The 22,069-nt window shown below is 72.2% G+C and carries 19 protein-coding genes and 1 pseudogene; 13 read left to right on the top strand and 7 right to left on the bottom strand.

Features of this window, described 5'->3' with window-relative positions:
* The 4 genes and pseudogenes from ACFVV1_RS37595 to ACFVV1_RS37580 form a co-directional block, all read left to right on the top strand.
* A pseudogene (locus ACFVV1_RS37595) lies at window positions 1–149 on the top strand (4-hydroxy-3-methylbut-2-en-1-yl diphosphate synthase); the annotation flags it as partial.
* Window positions 150–351: 202 nt separating this feature from the next.
* Window positions 352–1,197 (top strand): GNAT family N-acetyltransferase, encoded by an 846-nt coding sequence (locus tag ACFVV1_RS37590; protein WP_389999185.1) that lies wholly within the window; start codon window positions 352–354, stop codon window positions 1,195–1,197.
* Window positions 1,198–1,260: 63 nt separating this feature from the next.
* Entirely contained in the window at window positions 1,261–1,884 is a 624-nt protein-coding gene (locus tag ACFVV1_RS37585; protein ID WP_389999183.1) for a GNAT family N-acetyltransferase, read from the top strand.
* Between the two features lie 36 nt (window positions 1,885–1,920).
* Window positions 1,921–3,621: a proline--tRNA ligase gene (locus tag ACFVV1_RS37580; protein ID WP_389999180.1), complete on the top strand. Its 1,701-nt coding sequence runs from the start codon at window positions 1,921–1,923 to the stop codon at window positions 3,619–3,621.
* 60 nt (window positions 3,622–3,681) lie between these two features.
* Here ACFVV1_RS37580 and ACFVV1_RS37575 read toward each other — a convergent pair whose 3' ends face one another.
* The 3 genes from ACFVV1_RS37575 to ACFVV1_RS37565 are packed head-to-tail and all read right to left on the bottom strand — an operon-like array spanning window position 3,682 to window position 5,644.
* Window positions 3,682–4,584 (bottom strand): aminoglycoside phosphotransferase family protein, encoded by a 903-nt coding sequence (locus ACFVV1_RS37575; protein ID WP_389999177.1) that lies wholly within the window; start codon window positions 4,582–4,584, stop codon window positions 3,682–3,684.
* Between the two features lie 53 nt (window positions 4,585–4,637).
* Window positions 4,638–5,120, bottom strand: a complete 483-nt coding sequence (locus tag ACFVV1_RS37570; RefSeq protein ID WP_389999174.1) for a ferritin-like domain-containing protein — start codon at window positions 5,118–5,120, stop codon at window positions 4,638–4,640.
* Window positions 5,117–5,644, bottom strand: a complete 528-nt coding sequence (locus ACFVV1_RS37565) for a hypothetical protein (protein WP_389999170.1) — start codon at window positions 5,642–5,644, stop codon at window positions 5,117–5,119. Before ACFVV1_RS37565 ends, ACFVV1_RS37570 begins: the two co-directional genes overlap by 4 nt.
* Before the next feature lie 176 nt (window positions 5,645–5,820).
* Between ACFVV1_RS37565 and rimP the strand changes: the two genes are divergently transcribed.
* From rimP to ACFVV1_RS37520, 9 genes are all read left to right on the top strand, one after another.
* Window positions 5,821–6,318: a ribosome maturation factor RimP gene (gene rimP, locus ACFVV1_RS37560; protein WP_389999167.1), complete on the top strand. Its 498-nt coding sequence runs from the start codon at window positions 5,821–5,823 to the stop codon at window positions 6,316–6,318.
* 2 nt (window positions 6,319–6,320) lie between these two features.
* Window positions 6,321–7,361, top strand: coding sequence for a transcription termination factor NusA (nusA, locus tag ACFVV1_RS37555; protein WP_389999164.1), 1,041 nt, complete (start codon window positions 6,321–6,323; stop codon window positions 7,359–7,361).
* 190 nt (window positions 7,362–7,551) lie between these two features.
* Entirely contained in the window at window positions 7,552–7,830 is a 279-nt protein-coding gene (locus ACFVV1_RS37550) for a YlxR family protein (RefSeq protein ID WP_389999161.1), read from the top strand.
* 147 nt (window positions 7,831–7,977) lie between these two features.
* Window positions 7,978–11,085: a translation initiation factor IF-2 gene (gene infB, locus ACFVV1_RS37545; RefSeq protein ID WP_389999158.1), complete on the top strand. Its 3,108-nt coding sequence runs from the start codon at window positions 7,978–7,980 to the stop codon at window positions 11,083–11,085.
* A 135-nt stretch (window positions 11,086–11,220) separates the two neighbouring features.
* Window positions 11,221–11,517, top strand: coding sequence for a DUF503 domain-containing protein (locus ACFVV1_RS37540; RefSeq protein WP_389999194.1), 297 nt, complete (start codon window positions 11,221–11,223; stop codon window positions 11,515–11,517).
* 25 nt (window positions 11,518–11,542) lie between these two features.
* Complete coding sequence (gene rbfA, locus ACFVV1_RS37535) at window positions 11,543–11,995, top strand: 30S ribosome-binding factor RbfA (RefSeq protein WP_361456037.1); 453 nt, start codon at window positions 11,543–11,545, stop codon at window positions 11,993–11,995.
* Entirely contained in the window at window positions 11,992–12,948 is a 957-nt protein-coding gene (gene truB / locus ACFVV1_RS37530; RefSeq protein ID WP_389999154.1) for a tRNA pseudouridine(55) synthase TruB, read from the top strand. Before rbfA ends, truB begins: the two co-directional genes overlap by 4 nt.
* Before the next feature lie 201 nt (window positions 12,949–13,149).
* Window positions 13,150–16,881, top strand: coding sequence for a trypsin-like peptidase domain-containing protein (locus ACFVV1_RS37525; protein ID WP_389999151.1), 3,732 nt, complete (start codon window positions 13,150–13,152; stop codon window positions 16,879–16,881).
* Between the two features lie 43 nt (window positions 16,882–16,924).
* A complete protein-coding gene (locus ACFVV1_RS37520; RefSeq protein ID WP_389999149.1) occupies window positions 16,925–17,878 on the top strand; it encodes a bifunctional riboflavin kinase/FAD synthetase in 954 nt (317 codons plus the stop codon).
* Between the two features lie 96 nt (window positions 17,879–17,974).
* Here the strand turns inward: ACFVV1_RS37520 and ACFVV1_RS37515 are convergent, their stop codons facing one another.
* From ACFVV1_RS37515 to ACFVV1_RS37500, 4 genes are read right to left on the bottom strand one after another with little or no spacing between them, the layout of a single operon-like run.
* Window positions 17,975–18,970, bottom strand: coding sequence for an oligopeptide/dipeptide ABC transporter ATP-binding protein (locus ACFVV1_RS37515; RefSeq protein ID WP_389999147.1), 996 nt, complete (start codon window positions 18,968–18,970; stop codon window positions 17,975–17,977).
* Window positions 18,967–19,995 (bottom strand): ABC transporter ATP-binding protein, encoded by a 1,029-nt coding sequence (locus ACFVV1_RS37510; RefSeq protein WP_389999145.1) that lies wholly within the window; start codon window positions 19,993–19,995, stop codon window positions 18,967–18,969. Before ACFVV1_RS37510 ends, ACFVV1_RS37515 begins: the two co-directional genes overlap by 4 nt.
* A complete protein-coding gene (locus ACFVV1_RS37505; RefSeq protein WP_389999143.1) occupies window positions 19,992–20,927 on the bottom strand; it encodes an ABC transporter permease in 936 nt (311 codons plus the stop codon). The genes ACFVV1_RS37510 and ACFVV1_RS37505 overlap by 4 nt, the downstream gene beginning before the upstream one ends.
* Window positions 20,924–22,006: an ABC transporter permease gene (locus ACFVV1_RS37500; RefSeq protein WP_389999140.1), complete on the bottom strand. Its 1,083-nt coding sequence runs from the start codon at window positions 22,004–22,006 to the stop codon at window positions 20,924–20,926. The genes ACFVV1_RS37505 and ACFVV1_RS37500 overlap by 4 nt, the downstream gene beginning before the upstream one ends.
* Window positions 22,007–22,069: the final 63 nt, after the last annotated feature.

The raw sequence follows: 22,069 nt of genomic DNA, 5'->3' as shown, positions 1-22,069 counted from the left end.
AGGGGCAGATCTTCGTGAAGGGCGAGGTCATCAAGACCGTGCCCGAGTCGAAGATCGTCGAGACACTGATCGAAGAAGCCATGAAGATCGCCGAGCAGATGGAGAAGGACGGCATCGCCTCGGGCGAGCCCCAGGTCTCCATCAGCTGAACCACGACGCTCACGACCGCGCCCCGCCGGAGGAACACCGCCCGGCGGGGCGCAGCCGTGAGCGGCCTCACGGAGCGGCCCGGGAGAACGACCTGATCCACTCCCCGTCGTGCACCAGGTCGTTGTCCGGGCACGGGGCGGCGCGGATGAGGCTCTTTGGGTACAGTGCGGAAATCAGCAGACCGCATGGTGAGGCCCCCTCGTGTTGACGCAGACCACCACCCGGGTCCTCGAACCCAGCGACCTCGGCGCCGCTCTCGCCATCCTGGAGAGCGAACCCGTGGCCAATGCCTTCGTGACCGCCCGGATCCGGATCGCAGGTCTCGATCCCTGGCGCCTCGGCGGCGAGATGTGGGGCTGGTACGCCGACGGACGGCTGCGCTCGCTGTGCTACTCGGGCGCCAACCTCGTACCGGTCTGCGCCACCCCCGAAGCCGTCAGGGCCTTCGCCGACCGCGCCCGCCGGGCCGGCCGCCGCTGCTCCTCGATCGTCGGCCCCGCGGAGCCCACCGCCCAGCTGTGGCGGCTGCTCGAACCCGGCTGGGGCCCCGCCCGCGAGGTCCGGGCCCATCAGCCGCTCATGGTCACCGAGAGCCTGTCCGCCGAGGTCACCCCCGACCCCCTGGTCCGCCGGATCCGCAAGGACGAGATGGACGTCCTGATGCCGGCCTGTGTGGCGATGTTCACCGAGGAGGTCGGCGTCTCCCCGCTCGCGGGCGACGGCGGTCTCCTCTACCAGGCACGCGTCGCCGAACTCATCGGCGCCGGCCGCTCGTTCGCCCGGATCGAGGGCGGCAAGGTCCTCTTCAAGGCGGAGATCGGCGCGGCCACCCCGCAGGCCTGCCAGATCCAGGGCGTCTGGGTCGCTCCCGAACACCGCGGCCGAGGACTCTCCGAGACCGGCATGGCGGCGGTCCTGCGCTACGCACTGGCCGACGTCGCACCCGTCGTCAGCCTGTACGTGAACGACTACAACACCCCCGCCCGCAGGGCGTACGCAAGGGTCGGCTTCCGCGAGACCGGCGCGTTCATGAGCGTGCTGTTCTGACCGGCGGTGGCCGGTGCCACCGCCCCGTACCGCCCACCCCGCCCGGGCCAGTAGGGTCGGCCCATGGCAGCAGTTTCCGGGGGCGGCCCCCATACTCCCAGCGTCCGGATCGAACCGATCGATCTTGCCGCGCGCGTGGACGAGGCGCTTGCCGTGCAGGCCGTCGCCTTCGGCCTGGGTCCGGAAGAGATCGAGGTGCGGCGCCACATCGTCCTCAGACACCTCGACCACCCCTGCGCCCGCGCCCTGGGTGCCACCACCCCCGACGGCCGGCTCGTCGGCTTCGTCTACGGCATGCCGAACGAACGCGGCCAGTGGTGGTCCACCGTCGTCGAGCCCTACCTCCGCGCCACCGGCTCCGTGCACTGGCTCGACGACTCGTTCGTCATCACCGAACTGCACGTCCACCCGGCGTTCCAGAACCGCGGCATCGGCCGCATGCTGATCACCGCCATCACGGACGCCGTCGACCAGCCCCGGTCCATCCTCTCCGCGATCGACACGGACAGCCCGGCACGTGCCCTGTACCGCAGTCTCGGCTACCGGGACCTGGCCCGCCAGGTGCTCTTCCCCAGCGCTCCCAAGCCGTACGCGGTGATGGGAGCCCCGCTTCCGCTGCGTCGTAAGGGGCAGACGGGGACGGACCGACGGCCAATCGATTTCCGCCCACCCGTGCCACCCGGCTAACCTCCTGCACATCACCCTTCCGAGCAGGAGTTCACCATGGTCCAGGTCCAGCGCATGTCCCGATTGATGATCAAGACACTGCGCGACGACCCGGCGGACGCCGAGACGCTCAACCACAAGCTGCTCGTCCGGGCCGGTTACGTACGTCGCACGGCGGCCGGAATCTGGACCTGGCTGCCGCTCGGCAAGAAGGTCCTGGAGAACATCACCCGCGTCGTGCGCGAGGAGATGGACGCCATCGGCGGCCAGGAAGTGCTGCTTCCCGCGCTGCTCCCCAAGGAGTCGTACGACGCCAGCGGCCGGTACCACGAGTACGGCGATCTGCTGTTCAAGCTCAAGGACCGCAAGGGCGCCGAGTACCTCCTCGGCCCCACCCACGAAGAGATCTTCACACAGGTCGTCAAGGATCAGATCACGTCCTACAAGGACCTGCCCGTGATCCTCTACCAGATCCAGACCAAGTACCGGGACGAGGCCCGCCCCCGCGCCGGTGTGCTGCGCGGCCGCGAGTTCCAGATGAAGGACTCGTACTCCTTCGACACCACGGACGAGGGGCTCGTCGAGGCGTACCAGCTGCACCGCGCCGCCTACATCCGGATCTTCGAGCGGCTCGGCCTCGACCACCGCATCGTCTCCGCCGTCTCCGGCGCGATGGGCGGCTCGGCCTCCGAGGAGTTCCTGGCCCCCGCCCCGGCCGGTGAGGACACCTTCGTCGACTGCCCCGCCTGCGACTACGCCGCCAACACGGAGGCCGTGACCTTCAAGGCCACCCCCGTGGACGGCTCGGCGCACGGCCCCGTCGAGGAGCTGGACACCCCCGACACCCCGACCATCGAGACGCTCGCCGCGCATCTCGGCGTCCCGGCCTCCGCGACGCTGAAGAACCTGCTGGTCAAGGTCGACGGCGAGATCGTCGCCGTGGGCGTGCCCGGCGACCGCGAGGTCGACCTCGGCAAGCTCGGCGAGCACCTCGCGCCCGCCGTCGTCGAGCTGGTCACCGCGGAGGACTTCGAGGGCCGCCCCGACCTGGTGCGCGGCTACGTCGGCCCGCAGGGTCTGGAGAAGGTCCGCTACATCGCCGACCCGCGCATCGCCGCCGGCACCGCCTGGATCACCGGAGCGAACAAGCCCGGCACCCACGCGAAGAACGTCGTCGCCGGCCGTGACTTCGAGGTCGACGACTACCTCGACGTCGTCGTCGTCGAGGCGGGCGACCCCTGCCCCAGGTGCGGCACCGGCCTCAAGCTGGACCGCGCCATCGAGATCGGCCACATCTTCCAGCTCGGCCGCAAGTTCGCGGACGCCTTCCAGCTCGATGTGCTCGGCCAGAACGGCAAGCCGGTCCGGGTCACCATGGGCTCGTACGGCATCGGCGTCTCCCGCGCCGTCGCCGCGCTCGCCGAGCAGACCGCCGACGAGCAGGGACTCTGCTGGCCCCGCGAGATCGCCCCGGCCGATGTCCACGTCGTCGCGGCGGGCAAGGCGCTCCAGACGGAGCTGGCCCTGGACGTCTCCGAGAAGCTCGCCGCCGCCGGTGTGCGGGTCATGGTCGACGACCGTGCGGGCGTCTCGCCCGGTGTGAAGTTCACCGACGCCGAGCTGATCGGCGTCCCGAAGATCCTGGTCGCCGGCCGCCGCTCGGCCGAGGGCGTCCTGGAGCTCAAGGACCGCCGCACCGGCGAGCGCGAGGAGCTCACGGTCGACGAGGCGATCGCCCGCCTCGTCGCCCAGGACTGATACCGGAACGGACAGGAGACCCCCGCGCACCGCGCGGGGGTCTCCTGCGTTCGCGGACCGCTACAGCCAGCCGGCGAACTCCAGCGTCAGCTCACCCTCCTGGCGACGGCCGACCGCCAGCGCCCGGGTACCCGACTCCACCGCGCGGAACAGCGTCCAGCCGTGCAGCCGTTCCCGGTCCACGTCCAGCGAATCGGCGAGCTTCTTGATCCGGCGGCGGGCCGTAGCCGGACCGCCCGGGGAGGCGATCAGATCCTCGACGCGGTCGCGCACCAGGCGCGCCAGATCGTAGGCCCGCTCGCCGACCAGCGGCTCCGGCCCGACCGTCAGCCAGGGCACCCGCTCACCCGCGAGCACCTTGCTCTGGCGGAAGTTGCCGTGCAGCAGCAGGAGTTCGGGGGAGTGGGCGACCAGCTCCTCGCGCGCCGCGAGCGCCGCGGAGACCAGCGGGGCGAGGCTCGGTTCGGCCGCGGCGCAGGCGCGCATCGGCTCCGCACGGCGCCCGGTCCGTTCCGCGACCGTCTCGAATCCATGACCGGCCGGCGGCTCGACCCACAACCGGCGTACCGTCCCCGCCGCCTCCAGCAGCGCCTTCGCCTCCGGCAGCGAGCGCAGCGACATCTCGGGGTGCAACCGCTCCAGCAGCAGGGCGCCGGGGCCGGAGGCGAGGAGCCGTACCGCGCCCCAGCCGTTCCAGTGTGCGAGCGCCGCCCGTTCCAGCTCGGGCGCGGCCCCGGAGGGAGCGAGCTTCAGCGCGGCCGGGGTGCCGTCGGAGCACGTCACCAGCAGGACCAGACTGCTGCGGCCGCCGGGGGTGGCGACCCGGTCCACGGTCACCTCCTGTCCGGTCGAGGACAGCGCTTCCTCGGTCAGTGCGGGAATCCGCGCGAGCCAGTCGGCGGCGTCGTCCCCGTACGACTCGCCGAGCGCTCGCACCAGACGCTGCGGCGGTTCGAAACCCATGCGTGCTTTGTTCCCTTTCAGAGCTTCTTCAGTGCGTAGCGTTCAGAGCTTCTTCAGTGCGTAGCGCCGGACCCGTGCTTCGCAGCGGTCCCGTCCCTCGCGCCGGTCCCGTCGGCGGTCAGCTCGGCGAGCCCGGGAAAGGGTACGCCGCTGCCCCGCCAGCGGACCGCACGCACCGCGGCCTCCCGCAGTGCGTTCGCCGCCTCCCGCCTGAGCGGCCCGTCGGCGGCCCGTACGAGATCCGAGTAGACGCCCGCGACCCGGTCCTCCAGCAGGGCGGCCAGCCGCACCGCCGCGGCCGGGTCCGGCACCGCGAACGGCAGAGCGTACGCGGCCTGTGCCGCCACCGGCTCACCGCCCAGGTCGCGGATGGTCCGCACCAGCGCGTCGCGCCGGGCCCGGTGCGCGTGGTACGCCGCGGTGGCCTCGGCCCGGCGGCCGTCGGCGACCCGGCCGCCGACCACCCCGTACCCGTACACCGCCGCGTGCTCGGCGGCCAGGGCCGCCTGCGCCGCCTTCTGTGTCCCGGCGCTCATGACGAGGTCTCCTTGGCCAGTTCGGTCAGCAGATAGGCGTGGGCCGCGCCCGCCGCCGCGATGGACGCCAGCAGCCGGGCCAGCTCCGGCGGGGCCTTCAGCAGCGTCGCCGTATGGGCGTCCGCGGTGCTGCGCTCCGCCGCGGCCAGCTCCTTGACGGCGGCCGCGGCGTCGGTCGCGCGTGTCCGCGAGAACACGAGCGTCCCGCCGCCATCGGGCGCCAGTGCCTTGGCATGGGCGCGTACGGCGTCCCGCAGCGGCGAGAGCCCGGCGGCGGTCGCCGGATAGGTCCTGACCACGTGTTCGTAGCAGGCGAGCAGTTCCCTGCTGGTACGGGCGGCGCTCGCCCGGAGCGTCCTCTCCGTCCGCGCGGTCAGTGCCTGCGCGTCCGCTGTCGCCGCGTCGGTACCGGCGGAGCCCTCCCGGGGCCCGGCCCCGTCACCGCAGCCGGCCAGCACCGCCCCCATGGCGATCGCTCCCGTCGCGGTGAACGCACCTCTGCGCGTCGTCCCCGTGCGCCGCACTTGTTCTCCTCCGGGCTTGGACCTGTTGTGACTGGATCTGTCCTGAAGTGATCACCGCAGGCGAGCGTACCCGCGGCTGCGGAGCAGGCGGACGCCAACACCCCTCGGGACCGGATACCCTTTGACCTGACACGCGAGATCCCCACAACAGCACACGCGGCCGAGGAGTCACCCGGATGAGCACGACCCAGAGCGAGAGGCTGCGCGGACTGCTCGAACCGCTCGTCAGCGCCGAACAGCTGGATCTCGAAGAGATCGAGGTCTCCCGGGCGGGCCGCCGCCGGGTGCTGCGGATCATCGTGGACTCCGAAGAGGGCGTGGAGCTGGACGCCTGTGCCGAGCTGAGCCGCGCGATCTCCGAGAAGCTCGATGAGACCGACGCGATGGGCGAGGGCGAGTACGTCCTCGAAGTCAGTTCCCCCGGTGCCGACCGTCCGCTGACGGAGCACCGCCACTACGTACGTGCCACGGGCCGACTGGCCAAGCTGCAGTTGCGCGAGGGTGGCGACCTGGTGGCCCGCATCCTCGCCGTGGACGAAGAAGGGCTCGACCTCGAAGTGCCGGGCCTCAAGGGCCGCAGGCCCACGTCCCGCCGGGTCGCCTTCGACGACATCGCCAAGGCGCGCGTGGAGATCGAATTCAGCCGCAAGGACAAGAAGGAAGAGGAGGCGTAGCCGTGGACATCGATGTGAAGCTCTTGAAGGGCTTGGCACAGGACAAGGAGATCCCCTTCGACGTGCTCGTCGAGGCGATCGAGTCGGCCCTCCTCATCGCCTACCACCGTACGGACGGAAGCCACCGCCGCGCGCGCGTGGAGCTCAATGCGCGCGGCCACGTGACGGTGTGGGCGAAGGAGGACCCGGCCGACCTCGAACCGGGCCAGGAGCCCAAGGAGTTCGACGACACCCCGTCCGGGTTCGGCCGGATCGCCGCGACCACCGCCAAGCAGGTCATCCTGCAGCGGCTGCGCGACGCCGAGGACGACAGGACGTTCGGGGAGTACGCGGGCCACGAGGGCGATGTCGTCACCGGCGTCGTCCAGCAGGGCAAGGACCCGAAGAACGTCCTGGTCGACATCGGCAAGCTGGAAGCCATCCTTCCGGTGCAGGAGCAGGTACCGGGCGAGGAGTACACCCACGGCCTGCGCCTGCGTACGTACGTCGTACGGGTCGCCAAGGGCGTGCGCGGTCCGTCCGTGACGCTGTCGCGGACCCACCCCAACCTGGTGAAGAAGCTCTTCGCGCTGGAGGTCCCGGAGATCGCGGACGGTTCCGTCGAGATCTGCGCGATCGCCCGCGAGGCCGGTCACCGCACCAAGATCGCGGTCCGTTCGACCCGCTCCGGGCTGAATGCCAAGGGTGCCTGCATCGGCCCGATGGGCGGCCGGGTGCGCAATGTCATGGCCGAGCTGCACGGCGAGAAGATCGACATCGTGGACTGGTCGGACGACCCGGCCGAGATGGTCGCCAACGCCCTGTCCCCCGCACGGGTGAGCAAGGTCGAGGTCGTGGACCTCGGTGCGCGGTCCGCCCGGGTCACCGTCCCGGACTACCAGCTGTCGCTCGCGATCGGCAAGGAGGGGCAGAATGCCCGCCTCGCCGCCCGCCTCACCGGCTGGCGCATCGACATCCGTCCGGACACCGAGACCGACGCCGAGCGCGACATCGCCGACCGTGAGCGGGCCGAGCGGGCCCGCGAGCGTTCCGAGCGCGGCTGACCCGACCCGGCAGTCCCGGGCGGGCGGCCCGCGCCGGACCACCGGGCGCCGCCCCGAAAAGGGGTTCCCCGGGGCCGGTCGCGCCGGGCCCGGGGAATACATCGGGGCGACAGGGCGCTGAGATCACGACAACATCCGTTCGATTTTTGCCCCAAAGGGGTGAGGTCGGTGCGGGGAGGTAGACTTAAACGTGTCTGGCCGGACGCAAGCCCGCGCCTGCCCTGAGCGAACCTGTGTGGGATGCCGGGAGCGGGCGGTCAAGAGCGAGCTGCTGCGCATCGTCGCGGACGAGGACGCCTGCGTCCCTGATCCTCGCGGTACGCTGCCCGGCCGGGGTGCCTATGTACACCCCGTCTCTGTCTGTCTGGACCTGGCGGTTCGCCGCCGGGCATTCCCCCGGGCCTTCAAGGCCAAGGGGCCGTTCGACACCGCCGCGGTACAGCGGTTCGTCGAGCGGGTGACATCGTAAGAAGTGAACGGCACGGGACCCCGTGCGGTCAGGTACCTCGCGAGTTGGAAGTAGGTCGAGATTGCGATGAGCACTCGATGAGTACGCGATGAGTACGCCCATGAAGTAGCGACGGTCCGGCGGTAACCCGGACCTAAAAGGAGCGAAGTGGCTAAGGTCCGGGTATACGAACTCGCCAAGGAGTTCGGCGTCGAGAGCAAGGTCGTCATGGCCAAGCTCCAAGAACTCGGTGAATTCGTCCGTTCGGCGTCCTCGACGATCGAGGCGCCGGTTGTACGCAAGTTGACTGACGCACTGCAGGGGCCCGGCGGCAACGCCGGCAAGTCCGCTGCGAAGCCTGGCGCGCCCCGCAAGGCGACGCCCACAAAGCCCGCAGCGCCCTCCCCGGCCGCTGCGGCACGTCCCGCTGCCCCGAAGCCCGGCGTCCCGGCCCCCAAGCCGGCCGCCGCAGCCCCGGCGAGCAGCACCCCCGCGGCGCCTTCCGCGCCGTCCGCAGGCCCGCGTCCGGGTCCGAAGCCCGCGCCCAAGCCCGCTCCGGTGACTCCGGTCCCCGTCGCGGAGTTCTCGGCTCCGGCTCCGGCCCAGCCCGCTGCCCCGCAGCAGCAGGCCCCGCGTCCCGCGGGTGCCACCCCCGGGCCTCGTCCCGCCCGTCCGGCCCCGGCCGGCGGTCAGCGTGACGGCGGCCAGCGTGACGGTGGCCGTGGTGGCGAGCGTGGCGAGCGCCCCGCACGTCCCGCGGGCCAGGGCGCTCCGCGACCCGGCGGCTCCCGCCCGGCCGGTCCCCGTCCGGGCAACAATCCCTTCACCTCCGGTGGCTCGACGGGCATGGCCCGTCCGCAGACGCCCCGTCCCGGCGGCGCCCCGCGTCCCGGTGGCGGTCAGGACCGTCCGGGCGCCCCGCGTCCGCAGGGCGGCCCCGGCGGCGCCCCGCGTCCGCAGGGTCAGGGCGGTGCCCGTCCCACTCCGGGCGGCATGCCCCGTCCGCAGGCTCCCCGTCCGGGCGGTGCCCCCGGTGGTAACCGTCCGAACCCGGGCATGATGCCGCAGCGTCCCGCTGCGGGCCCGCGTCCCGGTGGTGGCCCCGGCGGTGGCCGTGGTCCCGGCGGCGGCGGCGGTCGTCCCGGTGGCGGTGGCGGCGCAGGCCGTCCCGGTGGTGGCGGCGGCTTCGCAGGCCGTCCGGCCGGTCCCGGTGGCGGTGGCGGCGGTTTCGCCGGCCGTCCCGGTGGCGGCGGTGGCGGTGGCGGTGCGGGTCGTCCCGGCGGTGGCGGCGGCTTCGGCGGTCGTCCCGGCTTCGGTGGACGTCCCGGCGGCCCCGGTGGCCGTGGTGGCACACAGGGTGCGTTCGGCCGTCCCGGCGGTCCCGCGCGTCGTGGTCGCAAGTCGAAGCGGCAGAGGCGCCAGGAGTACGAGGCCATGCAGGCCCCGTCGGTGGGCGGCGTCATGCTGCCTCGCGGCAACGGACAGTCCGTCCGGCTGTCGCGCGGTGCCTCCCTCACCGACTTCGCGGAGAAGATCAACGCCAACCCGGCGTCGCTCGTCGCCGTGATGATGAACCTCGGCGAGATGGTCACGGCGACGCAGTCGGTCTCCGACGAGACGCTGAAGCTGCTCGCCGACGAGATGAACTACGTCCTGGAGATCGTCAGCCCGGAGGAGGAGGACCGCGAGCTGCTCGAGTCCTTCGACATCGAGTTCGGCGAGGACGAGGGCGGCGAAGAGGCTCTGGTCTCCCGTCCGCCGGTCGTGACCGTCATGGGTCACGTCGACCACGGTAAGACCCGACTTCTGGACGCGATCCGCAAGACGAACGTCGTTGCGGGCGAGGCCGGCGGTATCACGCAGCACATCGGCGCGTACCAGGTCTCCTCCGAGGTCAACGGCGAGGACCGCAGGATCACCTTCATCGACACCCCGGGTCACGAGGCGTTCACCGCCATGCGTGCCCGTGGTGCGAAGTCGACCGACATCGCGATCCTCGTGGTGGCGGCGAACGACGGTGTGATGCCCCAGACGATCGAGGCGCTGAACCACGCCAAGGCGGCCGACGTGCCGATCGTGGTCGCGGTCAACAAGATCGACGTCGAGGGCGCGGACCCGACCAAGGTGCGCGGTCAGCTCACCGAGTTCGGTCTGGTGGCCGAGGAGTACGGCGGCGACACGATGTTCGTCGACATCTCCGCCAAGCAGGGCCTCAACATCGAGGCTCTTCTGGAGGCCGTCGTCCTCACCGCCGACGCCTCGCTCGACCTGCGGGCCAACCCGGAGCAGGACGCGCAGGGCATCGCGATCGAGTCGCACCTCGACCGCGGACGCGGTGCCGTCGCGACCGTCCTGGTCCAGCGAGGCACCCTGCGGGTCGGCGACACGATGGTGGTCGGCGACGCGTACGGACGAGTCCGCGCGATGCTCGACGACAAGGGCGAGAACGTCGAGGAAGCGGGTCCGTCGACCCCCGTCCTCGTGCTGGGTCTCACCAACGTCCCGGGTGCCGGCGACAACTTCCTGGTGGTCGACGAGGACCGTACGGCCCGTCAGATCGCCGAGAAGCGTGCCGCCCGTGAGCGCAACGCCAACTTCGCCCGCAAGGGCGTCCGGTTCTCCCTGGAGAACCTGGACGAGGCGCTCAAGGCCGGTCTGGTCCAGGAGCTCAACCTCATCATCAAGGGCGACGCGTCCGGTTCGGTGGAGGCTCTCGAGTCCTCGCTGCTCCAGCTCGACGTCGGCGACGAGGTCGACATCCGGGTCCTGCACCGCGGTGTGGGTGCGGTCACCGAGTCGGACATCGACCTGGCGACCGGTTCCGACGCCATCGTCATCGGCTTCAACGTCCGCGCTGCCGGGCGTGCCCAGCAGATGGCGGAGCGCGAGGGTGTCGACGTCCGCTACTACTCGGTGATCTACCAGGCCATCGAGGAGATCGAGGCGGCCCTCAAGGGCATGCTCAAGCCGGAGTACGAAGAGGTCGAGCTCGGTACGGCGGAGATCCGCGAGATCTTCCGCTCGTCCAAGCTGGGCAACATCGCCGGTGTGCTGGTCCGGTCCGGCGAGGTCAAGCGCAACACCAAGGCGCGCCTGCTGCGCGATGGCAAGGTCATCGCGGAGAACCTCAACATCTCCGGTCTGCGCCGCTTCAAGGACGACGTCACCGAGATCCGCGAAGGCTTCGAGGGCGGTATCAACCTCGGAAACTTCAACGACATCAAGATCGACGACGTCATCGCGACGTACGAGATGCGCGAGAAGCCGCGAGGCTGACCCGTACCTCAACAGTCGGGGCCGGTCGACGGGTCATATTTCCGTCGATCGGCCCCGGCCGTTCCGTGTACGGTTCTTGTGTCCCTGCCAAAAGCGCAGGGCACGAACCCGAACCGGCGGGACATCCGGACATACATGTATGTGGGGACACTGTCCTTCGATCTTCTTCTCGGCGACGTACGGTCGTTGAAGGAGAAGCGCTCCGTCGTCCGTCCCATCGTCGCCGAGCTCCAGCGCAAGTACGCGGTGAGCGTGGCGGAGGTGGGCGGTCAGGATCTCCACCGCAGGGCCGAGATCGGCCTCGCCGTGGTCTCCGGGGACACCGGACACCTCACAGACGTACTCGACCGGTGCGAGCGGCTGATCGCTGCCCGGCCCGAGGTGGAGCTGTTGTCCGTACGACGACGGCTGCACAGCGACGAAGACGATTGAGCAAGGCTGAGAAGGAGACGGACCAGTGGCCGACAACGCGCGGGCGAAAAAGCTGGCGGACCTCATCCAGGAGGTGGTGGCCGAGAAACTGCAGCGCGGTATCAAGGACCCGCGTCTGGGTACGCACGTGACCATCACGGACACCCGGGTCACCGGTGACCTGCGGGAGGCCACGGTCTTCTACACGGTCTACGGCGACGACGAGGAGCGGGCGAGCGCGGCGGCCGGACTGGAGAGCGCCAAGGGCATCCTGCGTTCCGCGGTCGGAGCGGCGGCGGGGACGAAGTTCACCCCCACGCTGGCCTTCGTGGCCGACGCCCTTCCGGAGAACGCCAAGGCGATCGAGGACCTCCTCGACCGGGCGCGTGCCTCGGACGCGCGGGTGCGCGAGGCGTCCTCGGGCGCCACGTACGCCGGTGGCGCGGACCCGTACCGCAAGGCGGACGACGAGAACGACGAGGACACCGCCTCCGAATGACACCGCAGAACAAGACGCCCGATCAAGGGAGCACAAGCGCAGCGACCTCGGGCAAGGGTGGCGGCGGGCGACGGGAGGACGGCCTTGTCATTGTCGACAAGCCGTCCGGCTTCACTTCGCACGACGTCGTCGCCAAGATGCGCGGCATCGCCCGGACCCGCCGCGTCGGCCATGCCGGCACGCTGGACCCGATGGCGACAGGCGTTCTCGTGCTCGGTGTCGAGAAGGCCACCAAGCTGCTGGGCCATCTCGCACTGACCGAGAAGGAGTACCTCGGCACGATCCGGCTCGGCCAGGACACCGTCACGGACGACGCGGAGGGCGAGATCACCTCGTCCACCGACGCGTCCGGGGTGACCCGCGAGGGTATCGATGCCGGGGTCGCGGCTCTGACCGGACCGATCATGCAGGTGCCGTCCAAGGTCAGCGCCATCAAGATCGACGGCAAGCGGTCCTACGCCCGGGTGCGCGGCGGCGAGGAGTTCGAGATCCCGGCCCGGCCGGTGACGATCTCGTCCTTCAACGTCTACGACGTCCGCGAGGCGGTCGCCGAGGACGGGACGCCGGTCGTCGACCTGGTCGTCTCCGTCGTCTGCTCCTCCGGTACGTACATCCGCGCGATCGCCCGCGACCTCGGCGCCGGGCTCGGCGTCGGCGGGCATCTGACCGCGCTGCGGCGGACCCGGGTCGGGCCGTACGGACTCGACGTGGCGCGGACGCTCGACCAGCATCAGCAGGAGCTGACCGTGATGCCGCTGGCCGAGGCCGCGGCCTCGGCGTTCCCCCGCTGGGACGTGGACGAGAAGCGCGCCAAGCTGCTGCTGAACGGGGTGCGGCTGGACATGCCCGCCTTCCCGCCGGGACCGGTCGGGGTCTTCGGGCCCGACGGACGGTTCCTGGTGCTCGTCGAGGAGCAGAAGGGCAAGGCCAAGAGCCTCGCCGTCTTCGCCTGAGCGGCACCCCGGCTCCCGGGGCCCCATCGTGGAGCGGGCGGAGCCCCGGTGCCCGCTCCACGATCCCCCACCGGATTCTGTCCACCGGACGCCATGAATTCACCCCAACGGGCAGGCGCTCGGAGTGAAACAGGGGTGCATTCGGGGGCGCTTTTACTCCGAGTGGGTACGCGCTGATCATCACCGGCCTAACGTCGGACCATGGGAAGCGGGGACCGGGCAGCGCTGGTACGCATCTGCGATCCGGCCGGCCGGCAGCGGGGGACCGGATTCGTCGCCGACGACCGGGGCACGGTGGTGACCAGCCATGAAGCGGTCGACGGTCACACCCGGCTCGTCCTGTACGGAACGGACGATCGCAGCTGCTGTGTCGAGGCCGCCGATGTCACCGCGCTGCCCGGCCTCGACCTCGCACTGCTGCGCACCGGAGGGCTCTCCGCGCTCGGCGTGGAGCCGATGCCGATCGCATCGCGGGACCGGATCGACGCCGGTACGTATGTGACGATCGCCGCCCACGGCCGGCGCGAGGCGCGCGTGCTCGGCACGGCCCCGGTGACGTACACCGCGAACGGCCGCACCCATCGGATCGCCGCGGTGATGGAGGTCGCGCTCGGTACGGACGGCCGGGACGCGCTGCTGCTCGGTGGCGCGGCCGTGGGCGGGCCCGTCGTCGATCCGGAGAGCGGCGCGGTCATCGCCGTACTCGGCACCGCGCTGCGCGCCGGACATCCCGCCGCCGGGTTGGCGGTGCCGCTGCACGGCGCCGCGGCCGACGGTCCGCTGGGCGCGCTGCTGAGGCGCAACGCGACGGGCGTTCCCGGATACGGACGCGACCTGAATCTCGCGGGTGCCCTGCACCTCACCGCGACCTCGCTCGGCTCGGCGGGCGGGCCCGACGCCTGCCCCGAACCGGTCGAACGCCCCGACGTCCTCGCGGAGTTCAGCGCCTTCTCGGCCCCCGGCGGCCCCTCGTCCGCGCCGCGCGGTCCCGCCGTGGTCCTGGGCCTCGTCGGAGCGCCGGGCACCGGCCGCACCACCGAACTGGCCGCGCTCGCCGCCCGCCGGGCCCGCGGCTTGGTACCCGCACCCACGCTGTGGCTGCGCGGCGCCGACCTGCTGGCCGACGACACCTCGGTCGCCGACGCGATCGCCCGTACGCTCCGGCGGTCCTGCCGGATCGTCACCGCCGCCGGTGCGCGGGGCGACATGGCGACCGCCACCCCCGAGCGGGTGGCCCGGCTGGCCGAGGAGTCCGGGAACCCGCTCCTCGTGCTGCTGGACGGCCCCGAGGAGATGCCTCCCATGCCGGCCCCCGGACCGGCCCGGTGGACCGCGGGCACCGTCGACTGGCTGCGCGCGAACGGGGCGCGGCTCGTGGTCGCCTGCACCCCCGAGCACTGGGAGACGGCCGGTGCGCTCTGTCCGCCCGACACCCTGCACCGACCCGCCCGGCCGGCCGGGCGACTGCCGCCCGCGGTCCGCCTCGGTGACCTCACCGCGAGCCAGGCCGTACGGGCCCGGGAGCGGTACGCCATCCCGCCGGACGCGCTCGCCCCCGGCCACGGCCGGCACCCGCTCACCCTGCGCCTCCTCGCGGAGGTGCGTGCGGCGCTGCCCGGCGACGTCGCCGGACAGCCCGACACGGATGACGTCTTCGGCGCCCACCTGGACCTGATGTGCCTGCGCATCGCGATCCGCGTCGCAGCCGTATCGGGCCCGTCGCCCGGGGGCACCGCGGTCCGCCGCCTGGCCGCGCGGGTGGCCGGGCAGGTCCACGAGGCGGCGCGCCGCTGTCTGGGCCCCGGCCAGGGGAAGCTGGACGGGGCAGCCTTCGAGGAGGTGTTCCCCTGGCGCACGGGCTGGGCGTCGGCGGTCCTCACGGAGGGCCTGCTCGTCCCGGCGGGCGCGGGCTACCGCTTCGCGCACGAGGAGCTGGGCGACTGGGTGCAGGGTGCCCACCTGGACCTGGACGCGGCCCTGCACGCGCTGGTCCACCGGTGGCACGCGGCGGAGGGGGCGGCGAATGCGGCGGCGGGGGCCGAGGCGGCGGAACCCCGCGTTCCGGAGCCGAGGAGGCCGCGTGCGGGGCGCGGTCCGGGGTCTGCGGCGGACGCGCCGGGGAGGGGACTTCGCCGTGCGCCCGAGCCGCGAGCGGAGCTCAGCCGTGCGCCCGAGCCGGAGGCCGGGGTGGCGGTCCGGCCGCGCATTCTGCCCGTGCCGCGTCATCGGTCCGGTCCGGTGATCCAGGCCCTGCTGCTCCTGGGGCGCCGCCGGGGGCCTGCCGCGCTGGCGCAGCGGCTGGCCGATCTCGTCGAGGCCCTGGACCGGCTGTCGCCGGGGCCGCGGCCGGGGGCGCGTGCCCAGGTGGGGCACGACGCCCGCTGGTGGGCGGTCCACCTGCTCTCGGAGACCCTGCTCCGGGTGCCCGATGCCCGGCCCCAGCTCGGGGTGGCGCGGCTGCTCGCCGACCGCATCGTCCGGCGAGCAGCCACGGGCGGGCCAGGGGCGTACGCCGAGTTCGGGCCGTGGTTCTGGCAGCGGCTGCGGCTGCCGGAGGCGGACCGGATCGATCTGCTCCGGCGTCTCGTCCCCGCCGACGGCCCGCGCCGGGGCGACCCCCGCAGTGACCGGGACGGCGACAGCGGCGAGCGGTTTCTGGACGCCGTCGCGCGGCGGCTCGTCGACTGGCCCCGGACCGTGCAGCCACTGCTCTGCGGCTGGTTCACCGACGAGCGCCCGCTGCCCGCCGAAGAGGGGCTCGCGCTGAGCCCGACCGTGGCCGACGCGGCACAGGCGCTGCTCTACGCCCGTCGGGACCTGGCCGTCGACGAGCTGACCGACGCCCTCGTCGCGACCGCCCACCCCCGGGCCGAGGAACTGCTCGCCACGCTGGCCGAGGACGAGCCCGCCGCGCTGTGCCGCGCCGTCGACCGCTGGGCCCGCGACGAGGACCGGCCCGCCCGCCGGGCCGCCGCGGCCTCGTATGCGCTGGTCACCGCGGCGCACGCCACCCTCGACGCCGACCGCGAGCTGCTGCGCCGGGCCGCCCTCGCCCTGCTGGCCCGCCCGGCCGATGCCGCGCTGCACGGGGTCGCGCTCACCCTCCTCGTACAGGATCCGCAGACCCGGGACCGCTACCTCCCGCAGGCGCTGCGGGCGTTCGTCGCGGGCGGGCCGCAGCCGTCCGCCGAGGCGCTCGCCCGCATGCTGCCCTCCCATCCGCAGCAGGTGCTCACCGCGTTCCGGGAGCGGCTCACCCGGCCCGACGACGGCGCGGGCGAGGCGCTGTGCTCGCTCGCCGGGATCGACGCCCCGGAGCTGGCCCTGCACGCCACCGGGCTCGTGCGGGCGTACATCGACAGCCACCCGGACGACGCCGTGCATGCCGCCGCGTACCTCGACCGCAGGCTGGAGCACGGCCCCGCCGCCCGCGCCCTGCTGCTGCCCCTGGTGACCGGGCTGCTGCGGGACCACCCCGTGCCGCCTCCGGTGCGCGGCGCGCTCGCCGGGGTGCTTGCCGCGCCGGGCAGCCCCGCCTCCGGGCAGCTGCGGGGCGAGCTGCTGGAGGTCCTGCTGGATTTCGAGCAGGACGCCCACCGCGATCCGGCCGTGCTCGACGCGTTGCTGCGGGCCGCCGCCACCGGCTCCGGCGCCCGCGCACCGGCCCGTACCCGCGCCCTGGTCCACCGCACCGGGATGCTGCTCGTCCGTACCCCCGAAGGCGCGGTCCGCTTCGACCGCGGACTGGTCGAACTGGCCCGTGAGGTGCCCGGATTCGCCGCCCTGGTCACCGGGTGGCTGGCCGACGCCCCGCAGGAGTGGGCGGCGCTCGTCGGCCCGAGCGCGCAGCGGACGGTGGAGGCGCTGGCGAGTCCGAAAGCGATGCCGATGCAGGCCGCGGGGCGTGAGCATGGCAGTCTTAGACCTGCGTAACAGGCAATTTCACGTACACGGGTTCGGGCGAGGAGCGGTCACAGTGCAGCGCTGGCGTGGCTTGGAGGACATCCCCGAGGACTGGGGACGCAGCGTCGTCACCATCGGTTCATACGACGGGGTGCACCGCGGGCACCAGCTGATCATCGGGCGGGCCGTGGAGCGGGCCCGCGAGCTGGGCGTGCCGTCGGTCGTGGTGACCTTCGACCCGCACCCCAGCGAGGTCGTACGGCCCGGCAGCCATCCGCCGCTGCTCGCCCCGCACCACCGGCGCGCCGAGCTGATGGCGGAGCTGGACGTGGACGCGGTGCTGATCCTGCCGTTCACCACCGAGTTCTCCAAGCTGGCTCCCGCCGACTTCATCGTGAAGGTGCTCGTCGACCAGCTGCACGCGCAGCTGGTCATCGAGGGTCCGAACTTCCGCTTCGGTCACAGGGCGGCCGGGAACGTGCAGCTGCTCACCGAGTTCGGCGAGACCTACGACTACGGCGTCGAGGTCATCGACCTGTATGTGAGCGGCGAGGCGGGCGGCGGCGAGCCGTTCTCCTCCACCCTCACCCGACGGCTGGTCGCCGACGGCGATGTCGCGGGCGCCGCCGAGATCCTGGGCCGGCCGCACCGGGTCGAGGGCGTCGTGGTCCGCGGCGCACAGCGCGGCCGCGAGATGGGCTTCCCCACGGCCAACGTGGAGACCCTGCCGCACACCGCCATCCCCGCCGACGGCGTCTACGCGGGCTGGCTCAATGTGAACGACGAGGCGATGCCCGCCGCGATCTCAGTCGGCACGAACCCGCAGTTCGACGGCACCGAGCGGACCGTGGAGGCGTACGCGATCGACCGCGTCGACCTCGACCTGTACGGGCTGCATGTCTCGGTGGACTTCCTCGCGTACGTACGCGGGATGCTGAAGTTCGACTCGATCGACGACCTGCTCGTGGCGATGGCCGCCGATGTGAAGCGGTGCAGCGAACTGGTCGCCGCGTACGAGCGCGGCTGATTCCCTCCTCGTACACGGCCGGGGCCGGGACCGTCGAGCACGGTCCCGGCCGCGGCCGTGACAGGGCGCCCGCCGGACGGGCCCCCGGCCACCGCGTTACGCCCGTGCCGTCGCGGCCGCGTTCGCCCAGTGGCACGCCACCTGGGTCTGCCCGCCGCCCGCGAGCACCGGCAGATCCTGCGTACGGCACGCGTCCGCGACGCCCGCCCGCTCCGCCTCGCCCGAGGCCAGCACCTGGCAGCGGGCGTGGAACCGGCACCCGGACGGCACCCTGGACGGGTCCGGCGGCTCACCGGTCAGAATCACCGGATCGCCCCCGGCCTCCGGGAGCACCGACAACAGCGCCTGGGTGTACGGGTGTTGCGGGGCGGTCAGGATCTGTTCCACCTCGCCCGTCTCCACGATCCGGCCGAGGTACATCACCGCGACCCGGTCCGCGATGTTCCACGCCAGCCCGAGGTCGTGTGTGACCACCAGCGCGGACAGGCCCAGTTCGTCCCGCAGCCGCAGCAGCAGGGCCAGGATCTCGCCGCGCACCGAAGCGTCCAGCGAGGCCACCGGCTCGTCGGCCACGATGAGTTCCGGCTCCAGGACGAGCGCGCCCGCGATCACGACCCGCTGGCGCTGACCGCCCGACAGCTCGTGCGGATAGCGCAGGAAGAACCGCTCCGGGGGCCGCAGCCCCGCCCGCGCCAGCGCCTCCGCCACCGCCGTCCGCTCGTCCCCCGCGTACCCGTGGATCCGCAGGCCCTCGGCGACGGCGTCGTACACCGTGTGCCTCGGATTGAGCGAACCGCTGGGGTCCTGGAGCACCAGCTGGACCCGCTTGCGGTACGCCTTCAGCGCCCGGCTCGCGTAGTCGAGCGGCTGCCCGTCGAAGGTCACCCGCCCGGACGTCGGCGGGACCAGGCCCAGCAGCGAACGCGCCAGCGTCGTCTTGCCGCAGCCCGACTCGCCGACCAGCGCGACGATCTCGCCGGGCCGGATGTCCAGGTCGACGCTGTCCACGGCACGCGCCGGGGCTGCTCCGCGCCGGCCGGGGAAGGTGACCTTCAGTCCCTCGGCGCTGAGCAGGGGAGTGGTGGTGGTCATGATGTGCTCCTTGCTTCCTCGGCACCCGGCAGGGCCAAGGCCGCGGCGGCCCCCGGCTCCACCAGCACACAGGCCGCCCGCCGCTCCGGCCCCGCCTCCCGCAGCACCTGGTCCTGCGTCGTGCAGGAGTCCAGGGCCACCGGACAGCGCGGGTGGAACGTACAGCCGCCGGGCAGCGCCGACGGGTCCGGCGGGTCGCCGGGCAGCCCGCGGGGCGCGAACCGGGAGGCCGGGTCGCCGATGCGCGGAAAGGCGCCGGACAGGGCCTTGCCGTACGGGTGGTGCGCGTTCTCGTAGACCTCGGACGCCGGGCCCTCCTCCACGACCCGGCCCGCGTACATCACCGCGAGCCGGTCACAGGTGTCCGAGAGCACCGCGAGGTCGTGGCTGATCATGATCAGGCCGAGGTCCTGCTCGGACACCAGCCGCTCGATCAGCCGCAGGATCTGGGCCTGGATCATCACGTCGAGCGCCGTGGTCGGCTCGTCCGCGATGATCAGCCCCGGATCACAGGCGAGCGCCATCGCGATCATCACGCGCTGCCGTTGTCCGCCGGAGAGCTCGTGCGGATAGGCGTTCGCGCGGGCGGCCGGGAGACCCACCTGCTCCAGGAGTTCGCCGGCCTTCTTCGCAGCCGCCGCCTGCGTCGCCTTGCGGTGCAGCAGGATCGGCTCGGCGATCTGGTCGCCGATGCGGTGCACCGCGTTGAGCGAGTGCATCGCGCCCTGGAACACGATCGACGCCCCCGCCCAGCGCACCGCCCTGACTTGGCCCCACTTCATGGCGAGGACGTCCTCGCCGTTCAGCAGGATCTCGCCGGAGACCTTCGCCCCGGCGGGCAGCAGCCGCAGCAGCGCGAGCGCCAGCGTCGACTTCCCGCAGCCCGACTCACCGGCGATGCCGAGCTTCTGCCCCGCGTCGACGGTGAGGTTCACTCCCCGGACTGCCTGCGCTCCACCCGCGTACGTCACCGTGAGGTCCCGTACGTCGAGAAGCGGTGTCTTACGGATGCTCGTCGTACTCAACGGGCCACCCCCAGCTTGGGATTGAGGACGGACTCGATGGCGCGGCCGCACAGTGTGAACGCCAGGGCCACCACGGCGATGGCGATGCCGGGCGGTGCCAGGTACCACCAGTCGCCCGCGCTCACCGCGCCCGCCTCGCGGGCGTCCTGGAGCATGCCGCCCCAGGAGGTGGTGGTCGGATCGCTCAGGCCGAGGAACGCCAGGGTGGCCTCGGTGAGGATCGCGCTGGAGATCACCAGCGTGGTCTGCGCGAGGACCAGCGGCATCACGTTCGGCAGGACGTGCCGGACCATGACGTGTCCGTGGCCGCCGCCCAGGGCACGGGCCCGCTCGATGTACGGGCGGGACTCCACGGCCAGGGTCTGGGCGCGGACCAGCCGGGCCGTGGTCGGCCAGGTCGTGACGCCGATCGCGATGATGACCGTCCACATCGAGCGGTCCATCACGGTGGCGAGCGCGATCGCGAGGACCAGGGTCGGCATCACCAGGAACCAGTCGGTGATCCGCATCAGGACCGTCGAGTACCAGCCGTGGAAGTGCCCCGCGACGATGCCGACGACCGTGCCGATGGCGACGCACAGGAACGCAGCGAGCAGGCCCACCGTCAACGAGACCCGGGTGCCCCACACCAGCAGGGCCAGCACGCTGCGTCCGAACTGGTCCGTACCGAGCGGGAATTCACCGCTCGGAGACTCCAGTGCGCCACCGGGCGCGTCGGTGACGCTCTGCGAGTCGGCGCCGACGAGCTGCGGCGCGAACAGAGCGATCAGCGCGATCAGGACGAGGGCGCCCAGCCCCCACAATCCGCCCCTGTGCGTGCGGTACTCCCGCCAGAACCGGGCGGCGGACTGCCGCTGGCGGGCGCGGGCGAGCGCGCGCGGATTCCCGGCCGGTTCGGCCTTCGTGGGCGTGGGCATGGATTCGGTCGTCATCGGCCCACCCGGGGATCGAGCAGCGGATACAGCACGTCGGCAAGGGTGTTCGCCAGGATCACCGCGGTGGCGAAGGCGAAGAACAGCCCTTGTACGAGGGGGAGATCGGGCACGCTCAGCGCCTGGTAGAAGAGACCGCCGAGGCCGGGCCAGGAGAACACCGTCTCGACCAGGATCTGCCCGGCGACCACATGCCCCAGGTTCACGAACATCAGCGTGAACGTGGGCAGCATCGCGTTCGGCACGGCGTGCTTGCGGCGTACGACATCGTCCCGCAGCCCCTTCGCGCGGGCCGTCGTCAGATAGTCGCTGCCCATCTCGTCCAGCAGCGAGGAGCGCATCACCAGAAGCGTCTGCGCGTACCCGACCGCGACCAGCGTGATCACCGGGAGGACCAGGTGATGCGCCACATCGAGGATGTACGCGAATCCGCTCTCGCCGCCCGATTGCATTCCGCCGGTCGGGAACATCCCGGGGATCGGTCCGATGCCCACCGAGAAGACGATGATCAGGAGCAGGCCCAGCCAGAACGACGGCACCGAGTAGAGCGTCAGCGCGAAGGCGGTGTTGAAGCGGTCGCTCGTGGAGCCGTTGCGCCACGCGGTACGGGTGCCGAGCCAGATGCCGAGCGCGGTGTACAGGACGTACGACGTGCCGGTGAGGAGCAGGGTCGCGGGGAGCGCCTCGGTGATCTTGTCGATGACGGGCGCGTGGAACTGGAACGAAGTGCCGAAGTCGCCCGTGAGGGCGTCGCCGACGTAGCTGGTGAACTGCCGCCACATCGGCTGGTCGAGGCCGAACTGATGACGCAGCGACTCGAGCTGTTCGGCGGAGACGGGACGGCCGCCCGTCATCTGCTTCACCGGGTCGCTGGGAATGAGCCGGAAGAGGAAGAAGCTGGTGACGAGGACCGCGAACAGGGAGACGGCCGCTCCCACGATCTTGGCTGCCACGTACTGGAGGTAGGCCTTGGTGTTACGCGCCCGTGGGCCGCGGGCGGCCGACGGGCCGGCCTGAGCCGGACCTTCGGTGTCCGCGTCCGCGATCTGCACGAGCGCCGGAGTACTTTCAGCTGTCATGGGGAACTCTCGTTACTCGTGCTGCACTTAGAGGGAACCGGCGGGGCGGCTGCGCGCCGCCCC

Origin of the sequence: Streptomyces sp. NPDC058092 (assembly GCF_042884935.1) — a bacterium.
GTDB lineage: Bacteria > Actinomycetota > Actinomycetes > Streptomycetales > Streptomycetaceae > Streptomyces.
This window is presented reverse-complemented; position numbering and strand designations above follow the sequence as displayed.

Bases quoted from the DNA above. Each gene is read 5' to 3' on its own strand.
- ACFVV1_RS37585 (WP_389999183.1), top strand. From the start codon at position 1,261: ATGGCAGCAGTTTCCGGGGGCGGCCCCCATACTCCCAGCGTCCGGATC.
- ACFVV1_RS37580 (WP_389999180.1), top strand. From the start codon at position 1,921: ATGGTCCAGGTCCAGCGCATGTCCCGATTGATGATCAAGACACTGCGC.
- ACFVV1_RS37575 (WP_389999177.1), bottom strand. From the start codon at position 4,584: ATGGGTTTCGAACCGCCGCAGCGTCTGGTGCGAGCGCTCGGCGAGTCG.
- ACFVV1_RS37570 (WP_389999174.1), bottom strand. From the start codon at position 5,120: ATGAGCGCCGGGACACAGAAGGCGGCGCAGGCGGCCCTGGCCGCCGAG.
- rimP (WP_389999167.1), top strand. From the start codon at position 5,821: ATGAGCACGACCCAGAGCGAGAGGCTGCGCGGACTGCTCGAACCGCTC.
- ACFVV1_RS37540 (WP_389999194.1), top strand. From the start codon at position 11,221: ATGTATGTGGGGACACTGTCCTTCGATCTTCTTCTCGGCGACGTACGG.
- truB (WP_389999154.1), top strand. From the start codon at position 11,992: ATGACACCGCAGAACAAGACGCCCGATCAAGGGAGCACAAGCGCAGCG.
- ACFVV1_RS37525 (WP_389999151.1), top strand. From the start codon at position 13,150: ATGGGAAGCGGGGACCGGGCAGCGCTGGTACGCATCTGCGATCCGGCC.
- ACFVV1_RS37515 (WP_389999147.1), bottom strand. From the start codon at position 18,970: ATGACCACCACCACTCCCCTGCTCAGCGCCGAGGGACTGAAGGTCACC.
- ACFVV1_RS37505 (WP_389999143.1), bottom strand. From the start codon at position 20,927: ATGACGACCGAATCCATGCCCACGCCCACGAAGGCCGAACCGGCCGGG.
- ACFVV1_RS37500 (WP_389999140.1), bottom strand. From the start codon at position 22,006: ATGACAGCTGAAAGTACTCCGGCGCTCGTGCAGATCGCGGACGCGGAC.